General features: G+C 69.2%; 20 protein-coding genes. 4 read left to right on the plus strand and 16 right to left on the minus strand.

The annotated features are described in order from the left end of the window. Positions 1–38: 38 nt before the first annotated feature. The 3 genes from cgi121 to ACOZ35_RS11935 all read right to left on the minus strand — a co-directional run bounded on the left by cgi121 (position 39) and on the right by ACOZ35_RS11935 (position 4238). Positions 39–656, minus strand: coding sequence for a KEOPS complex subunit Cgi121 (cgi121, locus tag ACOZ35_RS11925; protein ID WP_424013796.1), 618 nt, complete (start codon positions 654–656; stop codon positions 39–41). Beyond that, on the minus strand, positions 653–3115 hold the full coding sequence (locus tag ACOZ35_RS11930) for an ATP-dependent DNA helicase (protein WP_424013797.1): 2463 nt from the start codon (positions 3113–3115) through the stop codon (positions 653–655). Before ACOZ35_RS11930 ends, cgi121 begins: the two co-directional genes overlap by 4 nt. A gap of 445 nt (positions 3116–3560) precedes the next feature. Continuing rightward, positions 3561–4238 (minus strand): class I SAM-dependent methyltransferase, encoded by a 678-nt coding sequence (locus ACOZ35_RS11935; protein ID WP_424013798.1) that lies wholly within the window; start codon positions 4236–4238, stop codon positions 3561–3563. A 66-nt stretch (positions 4239–4304) separates the two neighbouring features. Between ACOZ35_RS11935 and ACOZ35_RS11940 the strand changes: the two genes are divergently transcribed. Further along, complete coding sequence (locus tag ACOZ35_RS11940; RefSeq protein WP_424013799.1) at positions 4305–4748, plus strand: DUF2391 domain-containing protein; 444 nt, start codon at positions 4305–4307, stop codon at positions 4746–4748. A gap of 32 nt (positions 4749–4780) precedes the next feature. Here the strand turns inward: ACOZ35_RS11940 and ACOZ35_RS11945 are convergent, their stop codons facing one another. Further along, the gene (locus ACOZ35_RS11945; RefSeq protein WP_424013800.1) at positions 4781–5356 is read right to left on the minus strand and encodes a magnesium transporter; all 576 of its coding nucleotides are present in this window, start codon (positions 5354–5356) and stop codon (positions 4781–4783) included. Beyond that, the gene (locus ACOZ35_RS11950; protein ID WP_424013801.1) at positions 5353–5925 is read right to left on the minus strand and encodes a magnesium transporter; all 573 of its coding nucleotides are present in this window, start codon (positions 5923–5925) and stop codon (positions 5353–5355) included. Before ACOZ35_RS11950 ends, ACOZ35_RS11945 begins: the two co-directional genes overlap by 4 nt. Positions 5926–6137: 212 nt before the next feature. Between ACOZ35_RS11950 and ACOZ35_RS11955 the strand changes: the two genes are divergently transcribed. After that, positions 6138–6716, plus strand: coding sequence for a DUF7090 family protein (locus tag ACOZ35_RS11955; RefSeq protein WP_424013802.1), 579 nt, complete (start codon positions 6138–6140; stop codon positions 6714–6716). Between the two features lie 31 nt (positions 6717–6747). Here the strand turns inward: ACOZ35_RS11955 and ACOZ35_RS11960 are convergent, their stop codons facing one another. Both ACOZ35_RS11960 and ACOZ35_RS11965 read right to left on the minus strand, forming a co-directional pair. Continuing rightward, on the minus strand, positions 6748–7632 hold the full coding sequence (locus ACOZ35_RS11960; RefSeq protein ID WP_424013803.1) for a DUF7089 family protein: 885 nt from the start codon (positions 7630–7632) through the stop codon (positions 6748–6750). Next, a complete protein-coding gene (locus tag ACOZ35_RS11965; protein ID WP_424013804.1) occupies positions 7632–7721 on the minus strand; it encodes a hypothetical protein in 90 nt (29 codons plus the stop codon). The genes ACOZ35_RS11960 and ACOZ35_RS11965 overlap by 1 nt, the downstream gene beginning before the upstream one ends. A gap of 89 nt (positions 7722–7810) precedes the next feature. Here ACOZ35_RS11965 and ACOZ35_RS11970 point away from each other — a divergent pair, with 89 nt between their 5' ends. Beyond that, the gene (locus tag ACOZ35_RS11970) at positions 7811–8284 is read left to right on the plus strand and encodes a hypothetical protein (protein WP_424013805.1); all 474 of its coding nucleotides are present in this window, start codon (positions 7811–7813) and stop codon (positions 8282–8284) included. 121 nt (positions 8285–8405) lie between these two features. Here ACOZ35_RS11970 and ACOZ35_RS11975 read toward each other — a convergent pair whose 3' ends face one another. The 7 genes from ACOZ35_RS11975 to ACOZ35_RS12005 all read right to left on the minus strand — a co-directional run bounded on the left by ACOZ35_RS11975 (position 8406) and on the right by ACOZ35_RS12005 (position 13889). Beyond that, positions 8406–8786, minus strand: a complete 381-nt coding sequence (locus ACOZ35_RS11975) for a truncated hemoglobin (protein ID WP_424013806.1) — start codon at positions 8784–8786, stop codon at positions 8406–8408. Positions 8787–8958: 172 nt separating this feature from the next. Further along, positions 8959–10140 carry an aspartate kinase gene (locus ACOZ35_RS11980; protein ID WP_424013807.1) on the minus strand — a complete coding sequence of 394 codons (1182 nt, stop codon included), beginning with the start codon at positions 10138–10140 and terminating at the stop codon, positions 8959–8961. A gap of 364 nt (positions 10141–10504) precedes the next feature. Next, positions 10505–11137 carry an OapC/ArvC family zinc-ribbon domain-containing protein gene (locus ACOZ35_RS11985; protein ID WP_424013808.1) on the minus strand — a complete coding sequence of 211 codons (633 nt, stop codon included), beginning with the start codon at positions 11135–11137 and terminating at the stop codon, positions 10505–10507. Next, positions 11138–11551, minus strand: a complete 414-nt coding sequence (locus tag ACOZ35_RS11990) for a DUF2073 domain-containing protein (protein ID WP_424013809.1) — start codon at positions 11549–11551, stop codon at positions 11138–11140. Beyond that, complete coding sequence (locus ACOZ35_RS11995; protein WP_424013810.1) at positions 11551–12192, minus strand: Era-like GTP-binding protein; 642 nt, start codon at positions 12190–12192, stop codon at positions 11551–11553. The genes ACOZ35_RS11990 and ACOZ35_RS11995 overlap by 1 nt, the downstream gene beginning before the upstream one ends. 185 nt (positions 12193–12377) lie before the next feature. Continuing rightward, positions 12378–12827: a DoxX family protein gene (locus tag ACOZ35_RS12000; protein ID WP_424013811.1), complete on the minus strand. Its 450-nt coding sequence runs from the start codon at positions 12825–12827 to the stop codon at positions 12378–12380. Further along, positions 12828–13889 carry a WD40/YVTN/BNR-like repeat-containing protein gene (locus ACOZ35_RS12005; RefSeq protein ID WP_424013812.1) on the minus strand — a complete coding sequence of 354 codons (1062 nt, stop codon included), beginning with the start codon at positions 13887–13889 and terminating at the stop codon, positions 12828–12830. It abuts the gene before it with no gap. Positions 13890–13968: 79 nt separating this feature from the next. Between ACOZ35_RS12005 and ACOZ35_RS12010 the strand changes: the two genes are divergently transcribed. Beyond that, positions 13969–15006: a TatD family hydrolase gene (locus tag ACOZ35_RS12010; RefSeq protein WP_424013813.1), complete on the plus strand. Its 1038-nt coding sequence runs from the start codon at positions 13969–13971 to the stop codon at positions 15004–15006. A 439-nt stretch (positions 15007–15445) separates the two neighbouring features. Here the strand turns inward: ACOZ35_RS12010 and ACOZ35_RS12015 are convergent, their stop codons facing one another. Both ACOZ35_RS12015 and ACOZ35_RS12020 read right to left on the minus strand, forming a co-directional pair. Beyond that, a complete protein-coding gene (locus ACOZ35_RS12015) occupies positions 15446–16330 on the minus strand; it encodes a fumarylacetoacetate hydrolase family protein (protein ID WP_424013814.1) in 885 nt (294 codons plus the stop codon). Positions 16331–16393: 63 nt separating this feature from the next. Further along, entirely contained in the window at positions 16394–17749 is a 1356-nt protein-coding gene (locus tag ACOZ35_RS12020; protein WP_424013815.1) for an amidohydrolase family protein, read from the minus strand. Positions 17750–17787: the final 38 nt, after the last annotated feature.

The raw sequence follows: 17787 nt of genomic DNA on the forward strand, positions 1-17787 counted from the left end.
CGAAACGAAGGGGTGGCCGTCGTCGGTTCGGACTCCCGTCACTTCTCGACATCCAGCAGCGCGACGCGCTCGCGGACGACGTCGGTGAGGTCACCGGTCGTGGCGGCGAGTTCGCGGTCGGTGACGCCGTAGAACTCGCGAACGCGGTCCTCGTCGAACGCAGTCTCGAGGTCGTCTGCGTCGATGGTTGCGGTCGAATCGCTCGCGAGTTCCGCGACCCCCTCGACCGCTCCGTCGAGGTCCGCGGGTTGGCGATCGGTGCCGGGCACCTCGCCGTAGTCCGCGACGAGGACGACGGCCGCGCGCTCGCCCTCGGAGACGCCGAGTTCGAGCGCCCGGTCGATCTGCCTGCGGCCGGCCGCGTACAGCAGTATTTCGACGCCGGGGTCGCGCGCGACCGCCTCCCCGCGGGCGATCGCTCGTGCAGCGAGCCGCGCCGCCTCGCGGAGCTGCGTCGCGGAGACGACGAGGCCGGCGTCGAACGCCTGGACCACCGCACCGGTTTCTTCCGCGACCCCGTCGAGGTCGGCGAGGAACGCGTCGAGGTCGTCGATCGCGAAGGTACCGCGGACGAGGCGGACCGCGGGGTCGGGCGCCGGCTCACTGTCAGGGTCGGGCGCTGGTTCCTCGTCGGCGTCGACCGCTGGCTCAGTCATCCGAAGTCACCCAGGCTCGCCTGTCCGTCGCCGTCGCCGTCGGCGTCCGCGCCCGCGGTCGCCGCCGCGGAGGCCGACCGGTCGGGGTCGACGCCGTCGAGCGAGGGGTCCTCGCGGCCGGCGTTCTCCAGGATGCGCTCGGCGGTGCGCTCGCGGCCGCGGAGGGCGCCCAGCACGACCGCCTTGTCGGCCTCTCGGAGGTCGGCGCGGCTCTCGATGCCGGCCTCGAAGAGGCGGCGGGCGCGCTTGCGACCGACGTTGCGGACGCCCGCAAGGTCGAGCAGCTCCTCGCGGACGCCGTACTCAAGCCGCTTGCGGGCCTCGCGCACCTGAACGACGACGTCGCCGTCGATCCCCTCCACGTCGCTCGCGAGCGTCTCCGCCGCGCGGAGGAGCCACTCGGCGGTGTCGACCTTCCCGCGGATGTCGCCGGGGCCGACGCCGTACCGCTCCGCGATCCGGTCTTCGTCGACCTCGTTCGCCCAGTCCTCCAGCAGGCGCGCCGTCTTCAGCGCGGCGAGCCAGTCCTCGAAGCGCACGTCCTCGTACTCGGAAGGGACGTCGCCGAGGAACTCCGTCTCGCGCTCGTAGCAGACCTCGGTGTACTCCTCGCGGTCGCCGGACTTGAGGTACAGCTCGTAGGTGTCCGGCGTCCGGCTGACGAGGTGGTAGAGGCCGAGCGGGGTGACCGCGGGGGAGTCGTCGGCGTCCGGTTCCGCCGTCTCGTCGGCCTCGAGCTCTTCGTCGTCGCCCGCTCGCGTGTACGTCGTGAATCCCGGTTCGTCGGCGTCGGCGTCGGCGCTCGAGTCGGCGCCGTCCGCCGGGACGAAATCGCCGTCCTCGGCGGGGTCCGCGGAATCTGCCCCGTCCGCCACGGTCCGGAGGCCGTCGAGTATCTCGGCCGCGCTCATCGGGTCGAGGTAGAGCCGCGAGACGGTGTGGCCGATCCCGGTCGCGGCGAGGCCCTCGCTCCCGCCGTCGCGGTCGCGCTCCACGAACCCGTTGACTTCGAGGTAGTCGAGGACGGTGTCGGTGACCGCGGCCAGGCGCCCCTCGTCGTCGGTCTGGGCCGCGTAGAGGGTGTTATCGAGGAAGGAGAGCAGTCCCTCCCGGGTGGCGGCGAAGCCGGACGCGACCGTCGCGAGGACGTGGGTCCGGAGCGCCGGCTCGGCCGCGAGCTTCGAGCGGACGGGCTCGGCCTCGGCCCAGATATACCGCTCGAACAGCTCCTCGCGGGTGTCTGCGTCGTTCGCGAGCAGGACCGCCTCGCCGTAGGGGTCGAGTCCGGGCCGGCCCGCGCGGCCACACATCTGGTGGATTTCGAGGACGTCGAGGGGTTGCATCCCGCCGAACTCCCCGTCGTAGCGGCGCCAGTCGCGGACGATCACCCGTCGAGCGGGGGTGTTGACGCCGGCGGCGAGCGTCGGCGTCGCGGAGACGCACTTGATCAGGCGGTCGCGGAAGGCGTCCTCGATCAGGCTGCGGTGTTCGCTCGCGAGGCCCGCATGGTGGAACGCCGAGCCCTGCTCGACCGCGTCCGCGAGGTCCTCGGAGGTGTCGGTGTCGGAGACGCCGCGGATCTCCTCGGACAGCTCGCGGAGGCGGTCGCGCTCGTCGCCGGTGAGCCGGGGCGCCGTGACCTCGCCCAGCTTCCGGGCCGACGACTCGGCGTTGCGGCGGGAGTTGACGAAGACGAGCGAGGAGCCGCCCTGGCCGTCCTCCTCGGTGTCGAGGGCGTCGGCGACGAGCCGGGCGGTCTGGTCCTCGCCGCGCTCGACGGGCACCTCGCGCTGGCTCCCGTCGTCGAAGTTGATCGCGTTGCCGAAGTGGACGCCCATCCGGAGGTCGATCGGTCGCCAGTCGGACTCGACCAGCCCGGCGTCGAGCCACTCTGCGATGACGTCGGCGTTGCCGACGGTCGCCGAGAGCGCGACCGTCTGGAGGCCGGGGTTCACCTTGCGGAGCTTCGCGAGGGTCACTTCGAGCGTCGGGCCGCGGTGCGAGTCGTCGACGAGGTGGACCTCGTCGCTGACGACGCAGGTGAGGTCGTCGATCCACGGGGCGCCGTTGCGGATCAGCGAGTCGACCTTCTCCGAGGTGGCGACGATGATGTCGCGGCTCGCGAGCCACTCGCCGTCGGAGTCGTAGTTGCCCGTGGAGACGCCGACCGTGACGCCGAACTCCTCCCAGCGCTCGAACTCGGCCTTCTTCTCGCTGGCGAGCGCGCGCAGCGGGACGATATATAAGGCCTTCCCGCCGCGCTCGATCGAGGAGAGCATCGCCAGCTCGGCGATCAGGGTCTTGCCGGACGCGGTCGGCACGGCCGCGACGAGGCTCTCGCCGTCGACGACGCCCGCCTCGACGGCCGCCTGCTGGGGCGGGTACAGCTCCGCGACGCCCTCCGCTTCGAGCGCCTCGCCGACGCCCGCGGGGAGCCCGGAGAGCGAACTCGGTTCCATTACCGGAGCGTGGGTCCCGACCCGATTTAAACCGTCGGAACGGGGCGGTGCGAGAGCGAACAGGCGCGGCTGCGACCAACCGCGATGACGTACTCTTATAAATAGATCCGCGGTGGCGCGTGCCTGCGAGGCCGCCTTGCGGCCGAGCAGCACGCGCGAGGGAGTCGCGAGCGGAGCGAGCGACGAGGCTGGGGAGGTGTGAGGTGCGGTTGCGGTGCTGTGCGGGGCGGGACTCAAAGGGGCAGCCGCGAGGACGGCGCAGGCGACGTAAGGACCACAGGGAGTGAGCGAAGCGAACGACCGAGGACCGCAGCGAGCGTGCGCCGTCCTCACGGCTGGGGCTTTGGAGGTGTTCTCCGCCGATCCGCGATCAACGATTTATAAGTGATCTGCTCAGTTTTTGGAGGCAATCACCGCGCCGCCAACGACTATTTATAAACGTAGATCAAGGTGCCACGCCGACCGTCAACAGCGTCCCCCACGTCCGGTAGCGGTCCACCATCGCCTCGCGGCTGTCGTACCCCTCGGTGGGGAACTCCTCAGCCTCCGGAATCTCCACTTCGCGGTCCGGAATCGCGTCCTGCTCGGCGACGTACAGCCCGGCCTCGCGGAACGCCTCGCGGTACTCCTCGCGCGACCACAGCGTCATCTCGACCGAAATGTTCTCCTGCCACGCGTGGGTCGTCTCGCTCTCTTCGAAGTAGTTGACGGCGCAGTAGAAGGTGCCCCCCGACTTCAGCACGCGCCGGACCTCTTCGAGGGTGTGGACGGGGTCGGCCGCGTAGTAGAACGCCTCCATCGAGAAGACGTGGTCGAGCGAGTCGTCGGCGAAGGGGAGTTCGTCGAAGTCGCCGACGAGGAAGCCGACCGCGTCGTCGTCGGTGTACCCGCGGGCGTTTCGGGCCATCTCCGGGGCGCCGTCGAGGCCGTACCCCCGCCCGATGCCCCGCTCGCGGAGCGCGCGGAGCGCGTAGCCGGAGCCGGTGCCTAAATCGAGGACGGCGTCACCCTCTTCGACCGGCATCCGCGCCAAGACGTGTTTTGCGGTGTGCCAGTGGCGGTCCTCCATGCCGCGGTCCTTCCCGCTCGCGGCCCACTCGTCGAACTCCTCGCGAACGCTCATACGGGCTGAAGGAGGACAGCGCTGAAAAACGGCGGTGTTTTACCGGCTCCGCTCCCGCTCGTGGGTATGAAGCGACCGCGAGCGCTCCGCCGCCCGAACTTCCGGGTGGCCGACATCGCCCAGCAGTCGGTGGGCGGCTTCCTGCTCGCGGGGCCGTTCGTCGTTACCGAGGAGGTGTGGGTGCTCGCCGCGGGGATGCACTGGATCCAAGCCGCCGTGACGGCCGCGCTCGTCGGCCTGATCGGGTACGCCGCGCTGTACCGGGCGGACACCGGCCGCGACGTCGACGAGGAGCCGGACCTGGTCGGGATCCCAACCCGCTTCGTCTCGCTGATGGCCGTCGCGTTCGGTTCCGTCCTCCTGCTCGCGCTGCTGTTCGACGCCCCGCACACGTTCCTCGTCGAGGGAGGCATCGGCGACGGCGCGGTGGTGGCGACGACCACGAAGGCCGTCTCGCTCGGGGCGGTGTTCAGCGTCGTCGGCGCCGCGACCGCCGACAGCGTGTTCTGATCCGGGCCCGAGACGCGCACGGCGAGTCCGCGTCAGAGGACGACCGAGACGACCGCGAAGAGGATCAACACGCCGGCGATGTCACAGAGGTTCGTCACCACGGGGATCGTCGTGTCGTCGGGGTTGAGCCCGATCCGGTAGGAGGCCTCGACGGCGGCGACGCTGGCGACGACGACGAGGACGGCGAGACACAGCCCGGAGACTAAGGAGATCAGCAGCACCCGGCCGAGCCCGAGCGACCCGCCGAGCGCGAGCCCGATCGCCCACGCGGCGACGCCGACGGCGCCGAAGACGGTCGCCGCGAGCGCGAACACCGCGCCCGCGTTCGCCCGGAGCGCGGGGTTCGAGGGGCTGAACTCGTAGGTCCCTAGGTACAGCTGCGTCGTGAGCCGCGAGCAGGTGATCGACGCGAGGTTGCCGGCCGTCCCGATCTGGACGGGCACTAAGACGAGCAGCGCCGGGTACCGCAGGAGGACCTCCTCGTAGGTCTCCAGCACGGTCCCGGAGACGAGCTGAAGCACCGACAGCGCGGCCAAAAGCGGGATCATCGTCCGAACGATCCGCCGGACCGACCACTCGTCGACCGCCGTCGACCGGGGCTCGGTCACGAGACGGCCCCCACGGCGGCCACCCCGACAAGGAGGAAGAACACGCCGAACACGTCGCCGAGCGTCGTGACGACCGGGCCGATGACGTTGTCGGGGTCGAGCCCGCGGCGGTAGCCGACGAAGATGACCGCGATGAGCACGGTGATCATCAGCACCGCCGAGAGGAACCCGGCGACGACCATCACGCCCACCAGCTGGAAGAGGCTCCCGCCGTCGCCGAATAACACGAGCGTGAGGTAGGTGACGACCGCGATGAACACGGAGACGGTCATCCCGTTGAGGAAGGAGGCGACGACCGCGTTCGTGAGCCGACGATCCGGCCGGAACCGCGGCTCGATGAGCCCCTGGTGGAGCCCGGTCGAGAGCCGGGCGCCGAGCGAGCCGTACACCCCGCCGCGGGTAGCGAGGAATGCCGGCAGCAGCAGCAGGAGTCCGGGGACCTCCGCGATGTTCGCGCGCATCGTCTCGGAGGCGAGTATCGTCCCCGCGAACAGCCCGGCGATCAGGCTGACGGAGATAACCGGGAGCGCCTGCCGATAGATGTCGCGCGCGGAGTCGTGCCCGGGCATCGAACGCACCGACGGCGGGCGGGGCAAAAAAACCGACCGCCGCGCACGGCGATCGCTCCGTGCGTATCAGTATCTCCAAACGAAACGGAGGGGGAGTCAGTGGAAGACGAGAACGACACCGGCCGGCCGGGACGGGAGCGACCCGGCCGCGTCCGACGGTCTCGGACGGCGCCGGCCCGCACCGTTAAGTCCGTCGGGCGAGTTCCGATCCCATGGACTACTCCCTCGCCGTCGAGAACGGGCCGGAGACGATACCGGGCGGGACCGGGCTCCTCCTCGTCCACCCGAGCATCGGCGAGACGGACCGGATCGACACGGACTTCCTGAAGACCGACACCGACGCCTTCCTCGTCGTCTCGACGCGGACCACCGCGCGCGAGGTCGAGCAGAAGCTGGAGTACTACGACGTCGACGAGACGAAGGCGACCATCCTCGACACGCTCTCCGTCGAGCGCGGCTACTCGCGGCGCACGTCCGACGACGTCTACTACGTCTCAGCGCCGGACGACCTCGACGGCGTCGTCGACCGCGTGGAGCGATTCCTCACCGAGAACGAGGGGAAGCGGCGCGTCTCGGTCGACTCGCTCACCGAGATGGCCTACTACGCCGACGACGACGCGGTGTACGAGGCCGCCGCCGAGATCCTCGAACTCCTCGACGAGCACGACGCGGTCGGCATCTTCCACCTCTCCGAGGAGGTCCACGAGGTCGCGACGCTCGACCGGTTCCGCGAGCTGTTTGACGGCGTCATCGACCTCGACGGCGAGGGCAACGTCGTCGTCGACGTCTGAGCGGCCGCTTCGCCGCGGGACGCGCGACTCCTTATTCCTCGTCGTCGACGAGCGCCGCGAACGTCTTCTCCGCCCACGCCACGGCGTAGGCCGCCCCGCGCTCCCGGTAGGCGGTCGTGTCGAGCGCGCCGTACGGCGCCGGGAGGTCGAGGTCGTGTTTCACCGCCGAGCAGGCGTACTCCGTCGCGCTCGGGAAGTCGGTCTCTCCGCGTGCGACCTCGCCGGAGAGGCCGCCCAGCCGCCCGGAGAGCCGCTCGCCGGCGTCGACCCACGCGTCGAACAGCCGGGGGTGCTCCGCCTCCCACGAGGCGAAGGCGTCGCGGGTGTGAAGCCCGACCCACGCGTCGAACAGGGCGTTCGCGACCTGGAAGACGTCGGTCGGGCCGAACCCCGTCGTCGACTCGCCCGTCTCCGGGTCCGGCCGGCGGATCGCCGCGTCGAGGTCGCGGTAGCGCTCGCCGAAGAAGGGGAGGAACGACTCGGGGAGACCGAGAGACTCCCCACAGTTTGCGGCGTCACCGCCACCGACGGCCCCCGGCGCCGGCTCGCAGCTGATCTGGACCAGCCGCTCGGCGACGAGGAACGCGAGGAAGTCCTCGGGGGTCCCCTCCGCGCGCCGCTTGACGAGGACGGCGGCCGGGTCGGTCTGGGTCGTCCGGACGACCGTCCCGTCGCCGGGGAGCCCGACGGTGAACGCCGGGCCCGCGTGCTTTTGGAGGAGATCGGGCACTTCCGCCGGGAGCCAGTCGGCGGGGTACGACGCGGGGTCGAGCGCGTCGACGAAGAGGCCCAGATCCTCCGCGGCGGCCGGCGGGAGCGTCTCGAAGTCGGAGTCGACGTCGAGGACGGGCGATCCCGGCGCGTACCGGTCGCGGACCGCCGCGAGATCGTCGTCGAGCGACCGGGGCGAGAACATCAGGCGAGGACGTACGAGAGGATGATGAGCACCGAGAGGACGGCCGAGACGCCGACCGTTCCGACCACGATCTTCGTTGAGTTGGACATGCGCGTTCCTGCGTCCGCCGGTCGTTAAAATCATCCGGTCCGCGGCAAGCGTGCGGCGATTTTATGTCGCCCGGCGAGAGTGCGGAGGTATGCGAGTTCGTGACGCGGTCGAGGCCGACGCCGCGGCCCTGGGGTCGATGACGGGACGCCCTCAGAGCGTCGTCCGCGACATGATCCACGACCGGTCGGTGCGCGTCGGGGTGACGGACGACGCCGGGCCGGCCGACGCCGCAGGCGACGGGGCGGATCAGGCGGGCCGGAGCGCCGACGACGACGCCGACACCCCGGTCGACGCGGTTGCCGGGTTCGTCGCGTTCGACGTGCGCGACGGCGTCGTCCACGTGACGAACGTCGAGGGCGACCCGGACGCCGTCCGGCGGCTGTTCGAGGAGCCGGTGCGGTTCGCGACCCGGGAGGGAATGACGGTCGAGGCCGTCCTCCCGACCGACGGGACCGCGGTCGACGCGGCCGAGGCCGTCGGGTTCGTGGCGGCCGGTTCGGGACCGCGGATCGACGGCGCGTCGACGACGCGGTACCGATTCGATCCGGAGGAGGGCGTGTGAAGGTCAAAGACGGCGACCGCCGAATCCGAGGCTCGGTCGAAACCCGCCGGTGCCGACGCGCGGGAGCGGTGCTTCGGGACACAGCGCGCGTGTCGGCCGATCGGGTCGGATCTGTCACCCGTCAGCGATCGGTGCTGTCCGGGCTTGCCAACAGCTCCTGTTCGTATTCGGCGACCGCCTGTACGACTGCCTCCGCGTCCTGTTCGGGGACGTCGAACTCCGCGAGGCTCTCGTCTAACAGCTCGATCGCTCTCTGGATGTGATCTGGTGTGAAGGGGACGTGAAGGTGTGCTTCGCGGACTGGCGCAGCGTCGTAAGTCTCCGGGCCACCCGCTTTTTCGCAGAGGAAGTCGGTTTGCGTCCGTCGGAGCGTCTCCATGTCCGCGTCGGCGAAGAACGGCCCCAGCTCGTCGTCGTCGAGAAGCCTGTCGTAGAAGTCGTCCACCACGCTCCGAATCCCCTCTTGGCCACCGAGACGTTCGTACAGGGTCTCCTCGGTCATACTCGGCGTATCACACTAAAATACGAAATAGCTCACGGAGTCGCGTTACGCGTCGGCCGAGCGGTCGATCGCGTGTCAACCGCCGTGGTGTCTCCTGTGGCGTGCTGAACGCAGTCACTGTGGCCTGGGGCGACGTTTCGCCGGACCGAACCGTCTCCCGCGGGCGGGTCGCTCAGTCGAACCGGTCCTGGACGATCTCGAGCGCCTCCTCGCGGTCGTCCCAGTCGACGAACACCGCGACGGAGGTGGCGCTCGTGATGAGATCGATGATGTTGATCCCGGCCTCCGCGATGGGCGCGATGATGTCCTGGATGACCCCCGACTGGTTGGGGAGCTCGCCGCCCGTGACGCGGATCACGGCGATAGGGTCGGCGACGGTGACGGAGGAGAGCGCCTCGTCGGTGACGACCGCCTCGTGGAGCAGCGCCTCGGCGGTCTCGGCGACGTCGACGTCGACGTAGAAGGTGACCGAGTCCATCCCGGAGGCGACCGCGTCGATGTTGATCTCCTCGGCGCGGAGCGCGTTCGCCAGCTCGGAGAGGATCCCCGGACGGTTGCGGATCGCCCGGCCCGCAATGGTGAGACACGCCAGCGGCTCCTCGCGCATGTCGATCAGGCTCTCGAACTCGCCCTCGATCCGGGTACCGCCCCGGAGCAGGTCGCCGTGCTGGTAGTGGACGACCCGAACCGCGAGCCCCTCGTCCTTGTACGAGAGCGCGGAGGGCGCGACCACCTCGGCGCCGCGGAAGGAGAGGTTGCGAAGCTCGTCGACGGTGATCTGGCCGACGTTGCGCGCGCCCTCGACCACCCGCGGGTCGCCCGTCATCACGCCCTCCACGTCGGTGACGATCACGACCTCGTCGGCGTCCATGTAGTTGCCGAGCATGACCGCGGTCGTGTCCGACCCGCCGCGCCCGAGCGTGGTGACGTTGCCGTCGTGGTCCTCGGCGAGGAACCCCGTGATGATCGGGACGACGCCGTCCATCTCGGCGGCGATCTCCCGCGCGCGCTTCTTCGTCTCCGCGACGTCGACCTCGCCGAGCTCGTCCGTGATCACCGGCCAGTCCGGGTGGCCGGGTTCGAGGAAGACGGCGTCGACGTCGCGGACGGAGAGCGCGGCCTTCAGCATGCGGACGCTGGTGCGCTCGCCCATCGAGACGATCTCCGCGCGGTCGGCGTCGTCAGTCTCGAAGGTGATGTCGTCGAGGAGGTCGTCGGTGGTCGATCCCATCGCGCTCGCGACGACCGCGATCTCGTGGCCGGCCGCGACCGCGTTGGCCACCGAGTCGGCGGCGCGCTCGATCCGGTCCCCGCTCCCGAGGCTCGTGCCGCCGAACTTGGCGACTACGCGCATGCGGCTCCCTCGTCGGGGTGCGGTCGGTCTCCGAGAGACGGTCGGCGCGGTGCGAGCGCGACGGCGCGGTCCGGACCGAGGCCGGAGTCCCGGCCCGGTCTGCGGAAGCGATCGGCTAACATGCGACTCCGTAGCGGAGGAAGCCGGATAACAGTATCTTCTTCGACAAGGGTCGCCCGAATCGCAGAACCGCACGAAGCGGCGGCCGCGAGCGGGTGAAAACAAAACGAACGATCAGCGCATTTCGGAATCGCAGGTCAGGGGTGGGTGAGGGCGCGCCAGGGGAGGCGAAGGGGAGGCGAAGAGGAGGCGCCGGGGAAGACGAGGGGACGCGGGAAGGCGAAGGGGAAGCGAAGAGGAGGCGTTACTCGTCTTGAATGCCCCAGGCGTCGGGCATCTCGATGACGTAGCGGCCGTCCTCTTGGAGGGAGATGATGTACTCCTGTCTGTCGTACAGCTCCATCAGGTTGAGCTCGTACTGCCCGGGACTGACGATGCGGATGCTCTCGAACTGGTCGTTCAGCTCGTCGCGGAGCGCGTCAATGCCGGGCTCGGGGGCCTCCTCGGCCGCCGGCGTCTCGGCGGGGTCGACGTCGCGGCTCGCGCGGTCGAGCTCGTCCGGCGACACCACCTCGGAGCGCGCGCTCGCCTGCGCGGTGTCCTCGTCGCTCCGGTCTGCGATCTGTTCCGTGCCGTCGGCCTTGGCCGCGGAGTCGGCGCTCGCGGCGTCGTCCGGCGTCGCGTCCGGGGGGTCGCTCGGAGTCTGGTCGGCGGCGCCCTCGTCCGGCGTCGGCGCCGGCCGATCCTCGGGAGTCGGCGGGGACGGGTCGGCCGCCTCGCCGGTGGACCCGGCTCCGTCACCGCCGGAACTGGCCTCCTCCGTCGCGCCGGCGGGCTTGAACTGGAACTTGTTCCCGCCGCAGTCGGGACAGCCCGACAGCATCTCCTTGGAGCCGTCGGGGAACGTCCGCCCGCAGGAGGTACACTGATGGGGCATCTACTTGCGGGAGACGAGCGTGCTGATGAGGTTCTCGTCTTTGTGGAGGGTCTCGATGCGGTTCGCCGGGCCGATAACCGTGAGCTTCTGGGTCGACTCGCGGCCCATCAGCTTGTCGAGGAAGCTCTGGTCGCCCGCCTCGGCCTTGGGGTACGTCTCGATCTCGATGCCGGTGAAGTCGTCGGGGCTGATCTCGGTCATCGTCACCTCGATGAGCCGCGACTCCTCGTCCGGGGACAGGCCCTCTTCGAGGATGACGATGTTACCGTCACGGACGCCGTCGAGGATGAGCCGGATCTTCTCCATGCTCGTGAGCCCCTCCATCCGCGCGCCGCTTATCATGTCGATCCGGACGCCGTCGTCGCCGTCGTCCGGGTCGTCCTCGGCGTCGACGTTGGCTTTCGGGCCGGGCATCAGCCGAAGTACTCCGCTATCTTGGTGTACACTTCGTCCATGTTGTCGCCCTCCAGCGCGGACAGCGGAATCGTCTCGTGTTGCGGGAAGGCGTTCGCGATCTGCTGGACGTCCGCCCCCGGCAGGTCCGTCTTGTTCGCGAGGATGAGCGCGGGCAGGTCCTGCGACTCGATGATCCCGATCAGCATCGTGTTCACCTGCGTGAACGGGTCCGTCGTGGAGTCGAGCACGTAGATGACGCCGTCGACGTCCTCGCGGAGCCAGTGCATCGCCTCCGCGACGCCCTCGGTCGCCTCGCGCGACCGGCGGACGGCGTCGTCCTTCTCCATGTCGTGGTCGAGGAACTCCTTGTAGTCGACCTTCGTCGTCACCCCCGGGGTGTCGACGATGTCGATGGTGACCGTCCGCCCGTTGCGTTCGATCTCCACGTTCTCCTTCCGGCGGGCCCGGCGAGTCTCGTGGGGGATGTGGCTCTCTGGGCCGACGGCGTCACCCGTCCAGTCGCGTGCGATCCGGTTTGCGAGGGTCGTTTTACCGGCGTTCGGCGGTCCGTAGATCCCGATCCGCTTGGGCTCGTCGGCCGCGAACAGGCCGTCCGTGACCCGCGATATGCTGTCTCTGAGATTCGTGAGCAGTCCCATCCTGACCTCCAGTCCGTGTGGTTTTCCCGAACACCGCGTTCGTTTCCGCGACGCCGTTCGATCCGACGCTCGACGCCCGTTCGGGGAATTACGGTAGCATCCTCGCCGCGGTCACTTAAGAACTGCGTCAGACATCGCCGATCCGGAGCGTCGGCGCCGGACGAACCCGAAATTCGGAGACGGGATTACGTTTCGTCGCTCTCGCTCGCGGCGTCGGGCCCCTCGTCGATCTCGCCCGCCGCGTCGAGGAAGACGATGGCGCCGCCGAGCAGCGCGAGGTTCTTCAGGAAGTTGATCTTGTTGCCGTGGCGCTCTTTCCCCTCCATCGTCCAGAAGTCGTGGATGGCGGGCGTCGTCCCGAGGAAGAAGACGACGAGCGCGCCCGCTGCTGCCCGCGGGAGCCGCCAGAGGACGATTCCGAGGTTGGCGAACAGCAGCATCCCGGTGACGAACGGGACGAGCACGTCGGGCATCGGGACGCCCTTCTCCTCGGCGACGGCAACGCGCTTGTCGTTGTTCTTGAAGCCGTCGACGGCCATGTACGCGAGGACGCCGCCGTACAGCGAGCGGCCGAGCAGCGACGGCGCGTCGTTACTCCGGTCCGCATTTGCTTCTGACGCGGTCTCGTCCGCCATTCAGACCACCTCGATCCGGCTGACGTTTGCGTCGACGCGACCCACCGTCTCGTAGGTCGGTCCGTCGTCGCCCCCGCCGTCGAGGCGTCGCATGATCCGGCCCTCCACGTCGTCGCGCTCGTCGGGGACGTCGAAGAGCCCGGAGCCGCAGACCACGTCGCCGTCGTGGACCGCCCACGTCTCGATTATCTCGTGGGGCTCGCCGGGGAAGTCGACGCGCTCGAAGTCGCGGCCGAAGTTCGTCGACTCGAAGAGGGCAACCTCGTGGTCGTCGTTCACCCACGCCGGGGGCGCCTCCTCGCCGCCGCAGAAGATCACCCGGCCGTCGTGGACGAACACGCGGCGGATGTACGAGAAGTCATTCCCGGTGTCGATCCGGTCCCACGACTCGCCCGCGTCGGTGGTGCGCCACAGGCCGCCCTCGCCGACCGCGTGACCGAGGCCGAGGTTCTCTAAGTCGTGATCGAGGTAGCCGGTCGCCGCCAGCCAGACGTCCTCCGAGATCGGAAGGATCTGGTGAACGTCGTCGACGATGGCGTCGCGGTGGTCCGACCACGTGCGGCCGCCGTCGCGGCTGACGTGGATCCCGCCGGCCTCGACGCCCGCGATGAGGTGGTCGGGACGGCCGGGGACCGCCTCAAGCGCGCGGAGGCGAGCGTAGTGCGGGTCGATCGGCGACTCCCAGTGGCCGCGCGAGGGGAGTTCGCGGAACCCCTTCTGTTCGGTCCACGTCTCGCCGCCGTCGACCGAGCGGAAGATGTAGGGGTCGTTGGTGCCGGCGTACAGCGCGCCGTCGGCGGTCGCGAGGATCGACCACACCTCGCTCTGCCCGGCGTGCCAGAAGCGGTCGCCGAGCGGTACTTCGAGGTCAGTCCACGTCTCGCCGCCGTCGAGCGAGCGGTACGCGCCCGTCGAGGAGGCGACGAAGACGCCTTCGGTGTGGTCCCACGACTTCACGGCGGTGACGACCCCGCAGTCGAGGACGGGGTCGAGCTCGTCGCGCTCGAAGGGGACGTCGTCGGCTCGGTACAGCCCGGAGTCTGTCCCGATCAACAGTGTCATAGCCGAGAGTGCGTCGGGCGCATAATAAAGTTTTACCAATCTGTAAAACGCTAAGTGACCGGGGGACGATGGGGAATCCATGCCCGCGCCCCACGCCACCGTTCGCCCGACTGACGCCGCGTATCTCGACGAGTCGTCCGCGGACGGAGCCGGCGACCGCGAGTCGGCCGCCGACCTCCCGACCGAGCTGCTGAACATCCCGTGGATCGACCCGCACAACCACGCACACACGCTCTCGTGGGAGGACCGCGAGCGGTACGCCCTCTCCGGCTGCCGGTCGATGGTGATGGTGTCGTCGGGGTACCACTGGACACCCTACAAGCCCGTCGAGGCCAGCGACATCCGATTCCTGTGGGACGACGCGATCAACCGTCGCCGAGCGATCGAACGCAACCACTTCTTCGAGGCGAAGCTGAGCCTCGGCGTCCACACGGGCGTCCGGATCGAGGACCCCGACGATCTGCTGGCGGCGATGGACGACTACTGCGCGCTCGACGAGGTCGTCGCGGTCGGCGAGACGGGCGTGACGCCGAGCCAGCACGTGGAGCGCTGGGACGTCGACGAACAGCAGGCGGTCGTCCAGGCGCAGATGGAACTCGCCGCCGACCACAGCCTCCCCGTCTTGCTTCACACGCCGAACACCACCCCCGAGGCGAAACGCGAGTACCGCGACGACCTCGGCGTCACCCCCGGCTACGAGAAGAACGCGGGACTCGGCACGGAGCCCGTCCTCGACGGCGAGAACCCGGCGCTGGAAGCAGTCGAGCGCGACGTCGAGGCCGCGCGCGACGCCGGGCTCGACGAGGAGCGCGTCGTGGCCTCGCACGCGGACGCGAACAACACCCAATATCTCATGGAAGAGACCGACTGCTACCTGAGCTACACCATCGGCCACTCGTGGCTCGTCGGCGTCGACGCCGCCGACGTGGCGAACGCGGTCGACGAGTACGGCCCCGAGCGGATCATGATCGACACCGACACCGCGAACGTCCTGCGCACGGACCCGTACGCGGTGAAGCGCGCGATCTTCGAGCTGTACCGCTACGGGATCGACGTCGACGACATCCGGACCGTCGTGTACGAGAACCCGCGGGACGTGTTCGGGCTGGCCGAATAGCTATTTAAATAGTCCGTAGTGCGGTGGCGCGTGCCGGTGAGCGGCCGACAGGCCGCGAACCGCACGCGCGAGGGACGCGGCGAACGCGAGCGGCGAAGCCGCGAAGCGTGAGCCGCGAGGCTGGGGAGGCGTGAGGCGCGGTCGCTGTGCGGGGCGGGACTCAAAGGGGCAGTCGCGAGGGCGGCGTAGGCGACGTAAGCACCGCAGGGAGCGAGCAGCGCGAGCGACTGAGGAGCGCAGCGAGCGTACGCCGCCCTCGCGACTGGGGCTTTGGCAGTGTTTGTCACCGATCCGGAGTCAGCAATTTATAAGCGATCAACTGGGACTCCGAAGGCGTTCACCGTCGGTCCGCGGGCAACAACCTATAAGCGATCGACGAAGGTTTTGGATCGCGTCAGGACGCTAGTAATTATTTATAAACTCCGACGACGCGAGCGTTCTACTCCGTCTCGAACTCGGTCGTCAGTTCGCCGACGCCCTCGACGCCGACGGTGACGGTGTCGCCGTCGCCGAGCAGCACCGGGGGCTCGCGGTAGACGCCGACACCGGGGGGCGTACCAGTAAAGACCAGATCGCCGGGTTCGAGCGTGAACGCCTGGCTACAGAAGGAGATCAGCTCGTCGACGCCGAAGATCAGGTTCTCGGTCGACGACTCCTGAAGCCGCTCGCCGTTGACCTCCGCGAAGATGTCGAGGTCGTGGGGGTCGCCCACCTCGTCGGTCGTGACGAGGTCGGGGCCGGTCGGCGCGAACGTGTCGAGGCTCTTTCCGCGGACCCACTGGCCGTCGCCGTGCTGGAGGTCGCGCGCGGAGACATCGTTGCCGACGGTGAAGCCCGCGACGTACTCCATGGCCTCGTCGGGGTCGACGCGGCGGGCGCGCTCGCCGATGACGGCGACCAGCTCGGCCTCGTAGTCGACCTTCTCGGTGTACTCCGGGTCCCAGCGGACCGCGTCCTCGGGGCCGACGACCGACGTGGGGAACTTCGAGAAGAGGACCGGTTCGTCCGGAATCTCGTTGTCCCCCTCCTCGGCGTGGTCGCGGTAGTTCAGCCCGACGCAGACGACCTTCTGGGGGTCGTCGACGGGCGCGGCGCGCTCGAGGTCGGCGGGGTCGCGGAGACCGACGCCGGTCGACTCGGCGTACTCGACCGCGAGGTCGGCCTTGCGGCGCCACTCCCAGTCGGCGAGGAGGTCGCTGGTTCGGTCGGGCACGTGGATTCCGGCGGCGGCGCCGGCCTCAGCGAGGTCGACGACGCCGTCGTCGGTCGCGACGCCGGTCCACGGTGTCTGTTCGTCCGTCGTTCGGTATTGTCCGATTCGCATGTGAGTGAGTGAACTGCGCTGAACGGGTGTGTTCGGTCGGTGAATCAGGTGCGTCGGCGCGCGTTAGACGTCGATCCCGGCCTCGTCGAGGAGGCGCTCGCCGGAGGCGATGAACCGGTCGAACTCCTCGTCGACCTTCGGGTTCGTCAGCTCGCCGTCCCGCTTGACGACCTCGCCGTCGACGAGGACGGTGTCGATGTGCGAGGGATCGGACTGGAACACGACCGTCTGGACCGGGTTGTGGCAGGGCGCGGTCATGAAGTCGTCCGCGTCGAATAAGACGAGGTCGGCGCGCTTGCCGGGCGTGATCGTCCCGATCTCGTCGTCGAGGCCGAGCGCCTTCGCACCCTCGATGGTGGCCATCTCTAAGGTGTCGCGCGCGGAGATGCTCACCTCGGTGACCTCCTCGTCGCCCTCGAGGACGGCCTGGTTGTCGAACATGCGCTGGAGCTGCAGCCCGATCCGCATCTGGCTGCCCATGTCGCCGCTGACGTTCGAGCAGACGTCGACGCCCCACGCCGGGCGCCCGCCCGCTTCGAGCACCTTGCCGGTGACAGGGATGCCGTGGCCCATCTGCATCTCGACCTCCGGCGTCGAGGAGAAGGAGACGCCCTGCTCGACGGCGTGGTCGATGTCCTCCTGCTTGAAGTGGTTCCCGTGGGCGACGTTGACGTCCGGGCCGAGCATGTCCTCGATGGCGCCGAACCCCTGGTAGTCGCCGCCGTACTCCGAGGAGGGCCACAGCGCGGCGCCCATGTGGATCGTCGAGAGAACGTCTAGGTCGCGGGCCAGTTCGAGGTCCGCGCGAGCGGTTTCCGGGGTACAGAAGTCGGGGCCGCGGAGCCCGAGCGCGAGGCTGAGCAGGTCGTCGTCGCGAATTTTCTCCTCGTGGAGGCTCCGGATATTCTCCTCCGGGAGGCCGACGTCGCTCTCGTACCACCACTTCGCCGCGTCGTCGCCCGGCGGGCCGTAGGTGTACACCGCGCGCAGGCCGGTGTCCTGCAGCGCGTCGACCGCGCGCTCGCCGTGTTCGAGCGTGTTCGGGTACGACCAGTCGAGCGCCGTCGTCGTCCCGGTGTAGAGCTTCTCGAAGGCGCCGTAGAGGCCGCCGAGGTACATGTCCTCCGGCTGATACAGCCCGGTGATGTTGCCGAGCATGTGATCGAAGTACTCGCCCATCAGCGACCAGTCGCCGGCGATCCCGCGTACCTGCGTCTGCGCGAGGTGGATGTGCGAGTCGACGAAGCCGGGGACGACGATCTTCCCGGCGGCGTCGATCTCCGCCGCGTTCGACGCCGATAACCCGGTACCGACCTCGAGTATCTCCCCGTCCTCGATCAGGACGTCGGCCTCGTCGAACTCCCCCACGTCCGGGTCGAGCGAGACCACGGTCCCGTTTCGCACGATCGTCTGTGTCATGTTCGATAATAGGATTTGACCAAGAGGTTAAAACTTTA

Origin of the sequence: Halorubrum xinjiangense (assembly GCF_049604745.1) — an archaeon.
GTDB lineage: Archaea > Halobacteriota > Halobacteria > Halobacteriales > Haloferacaceae > Halorubrum > Halorubrum xinjiangense_A.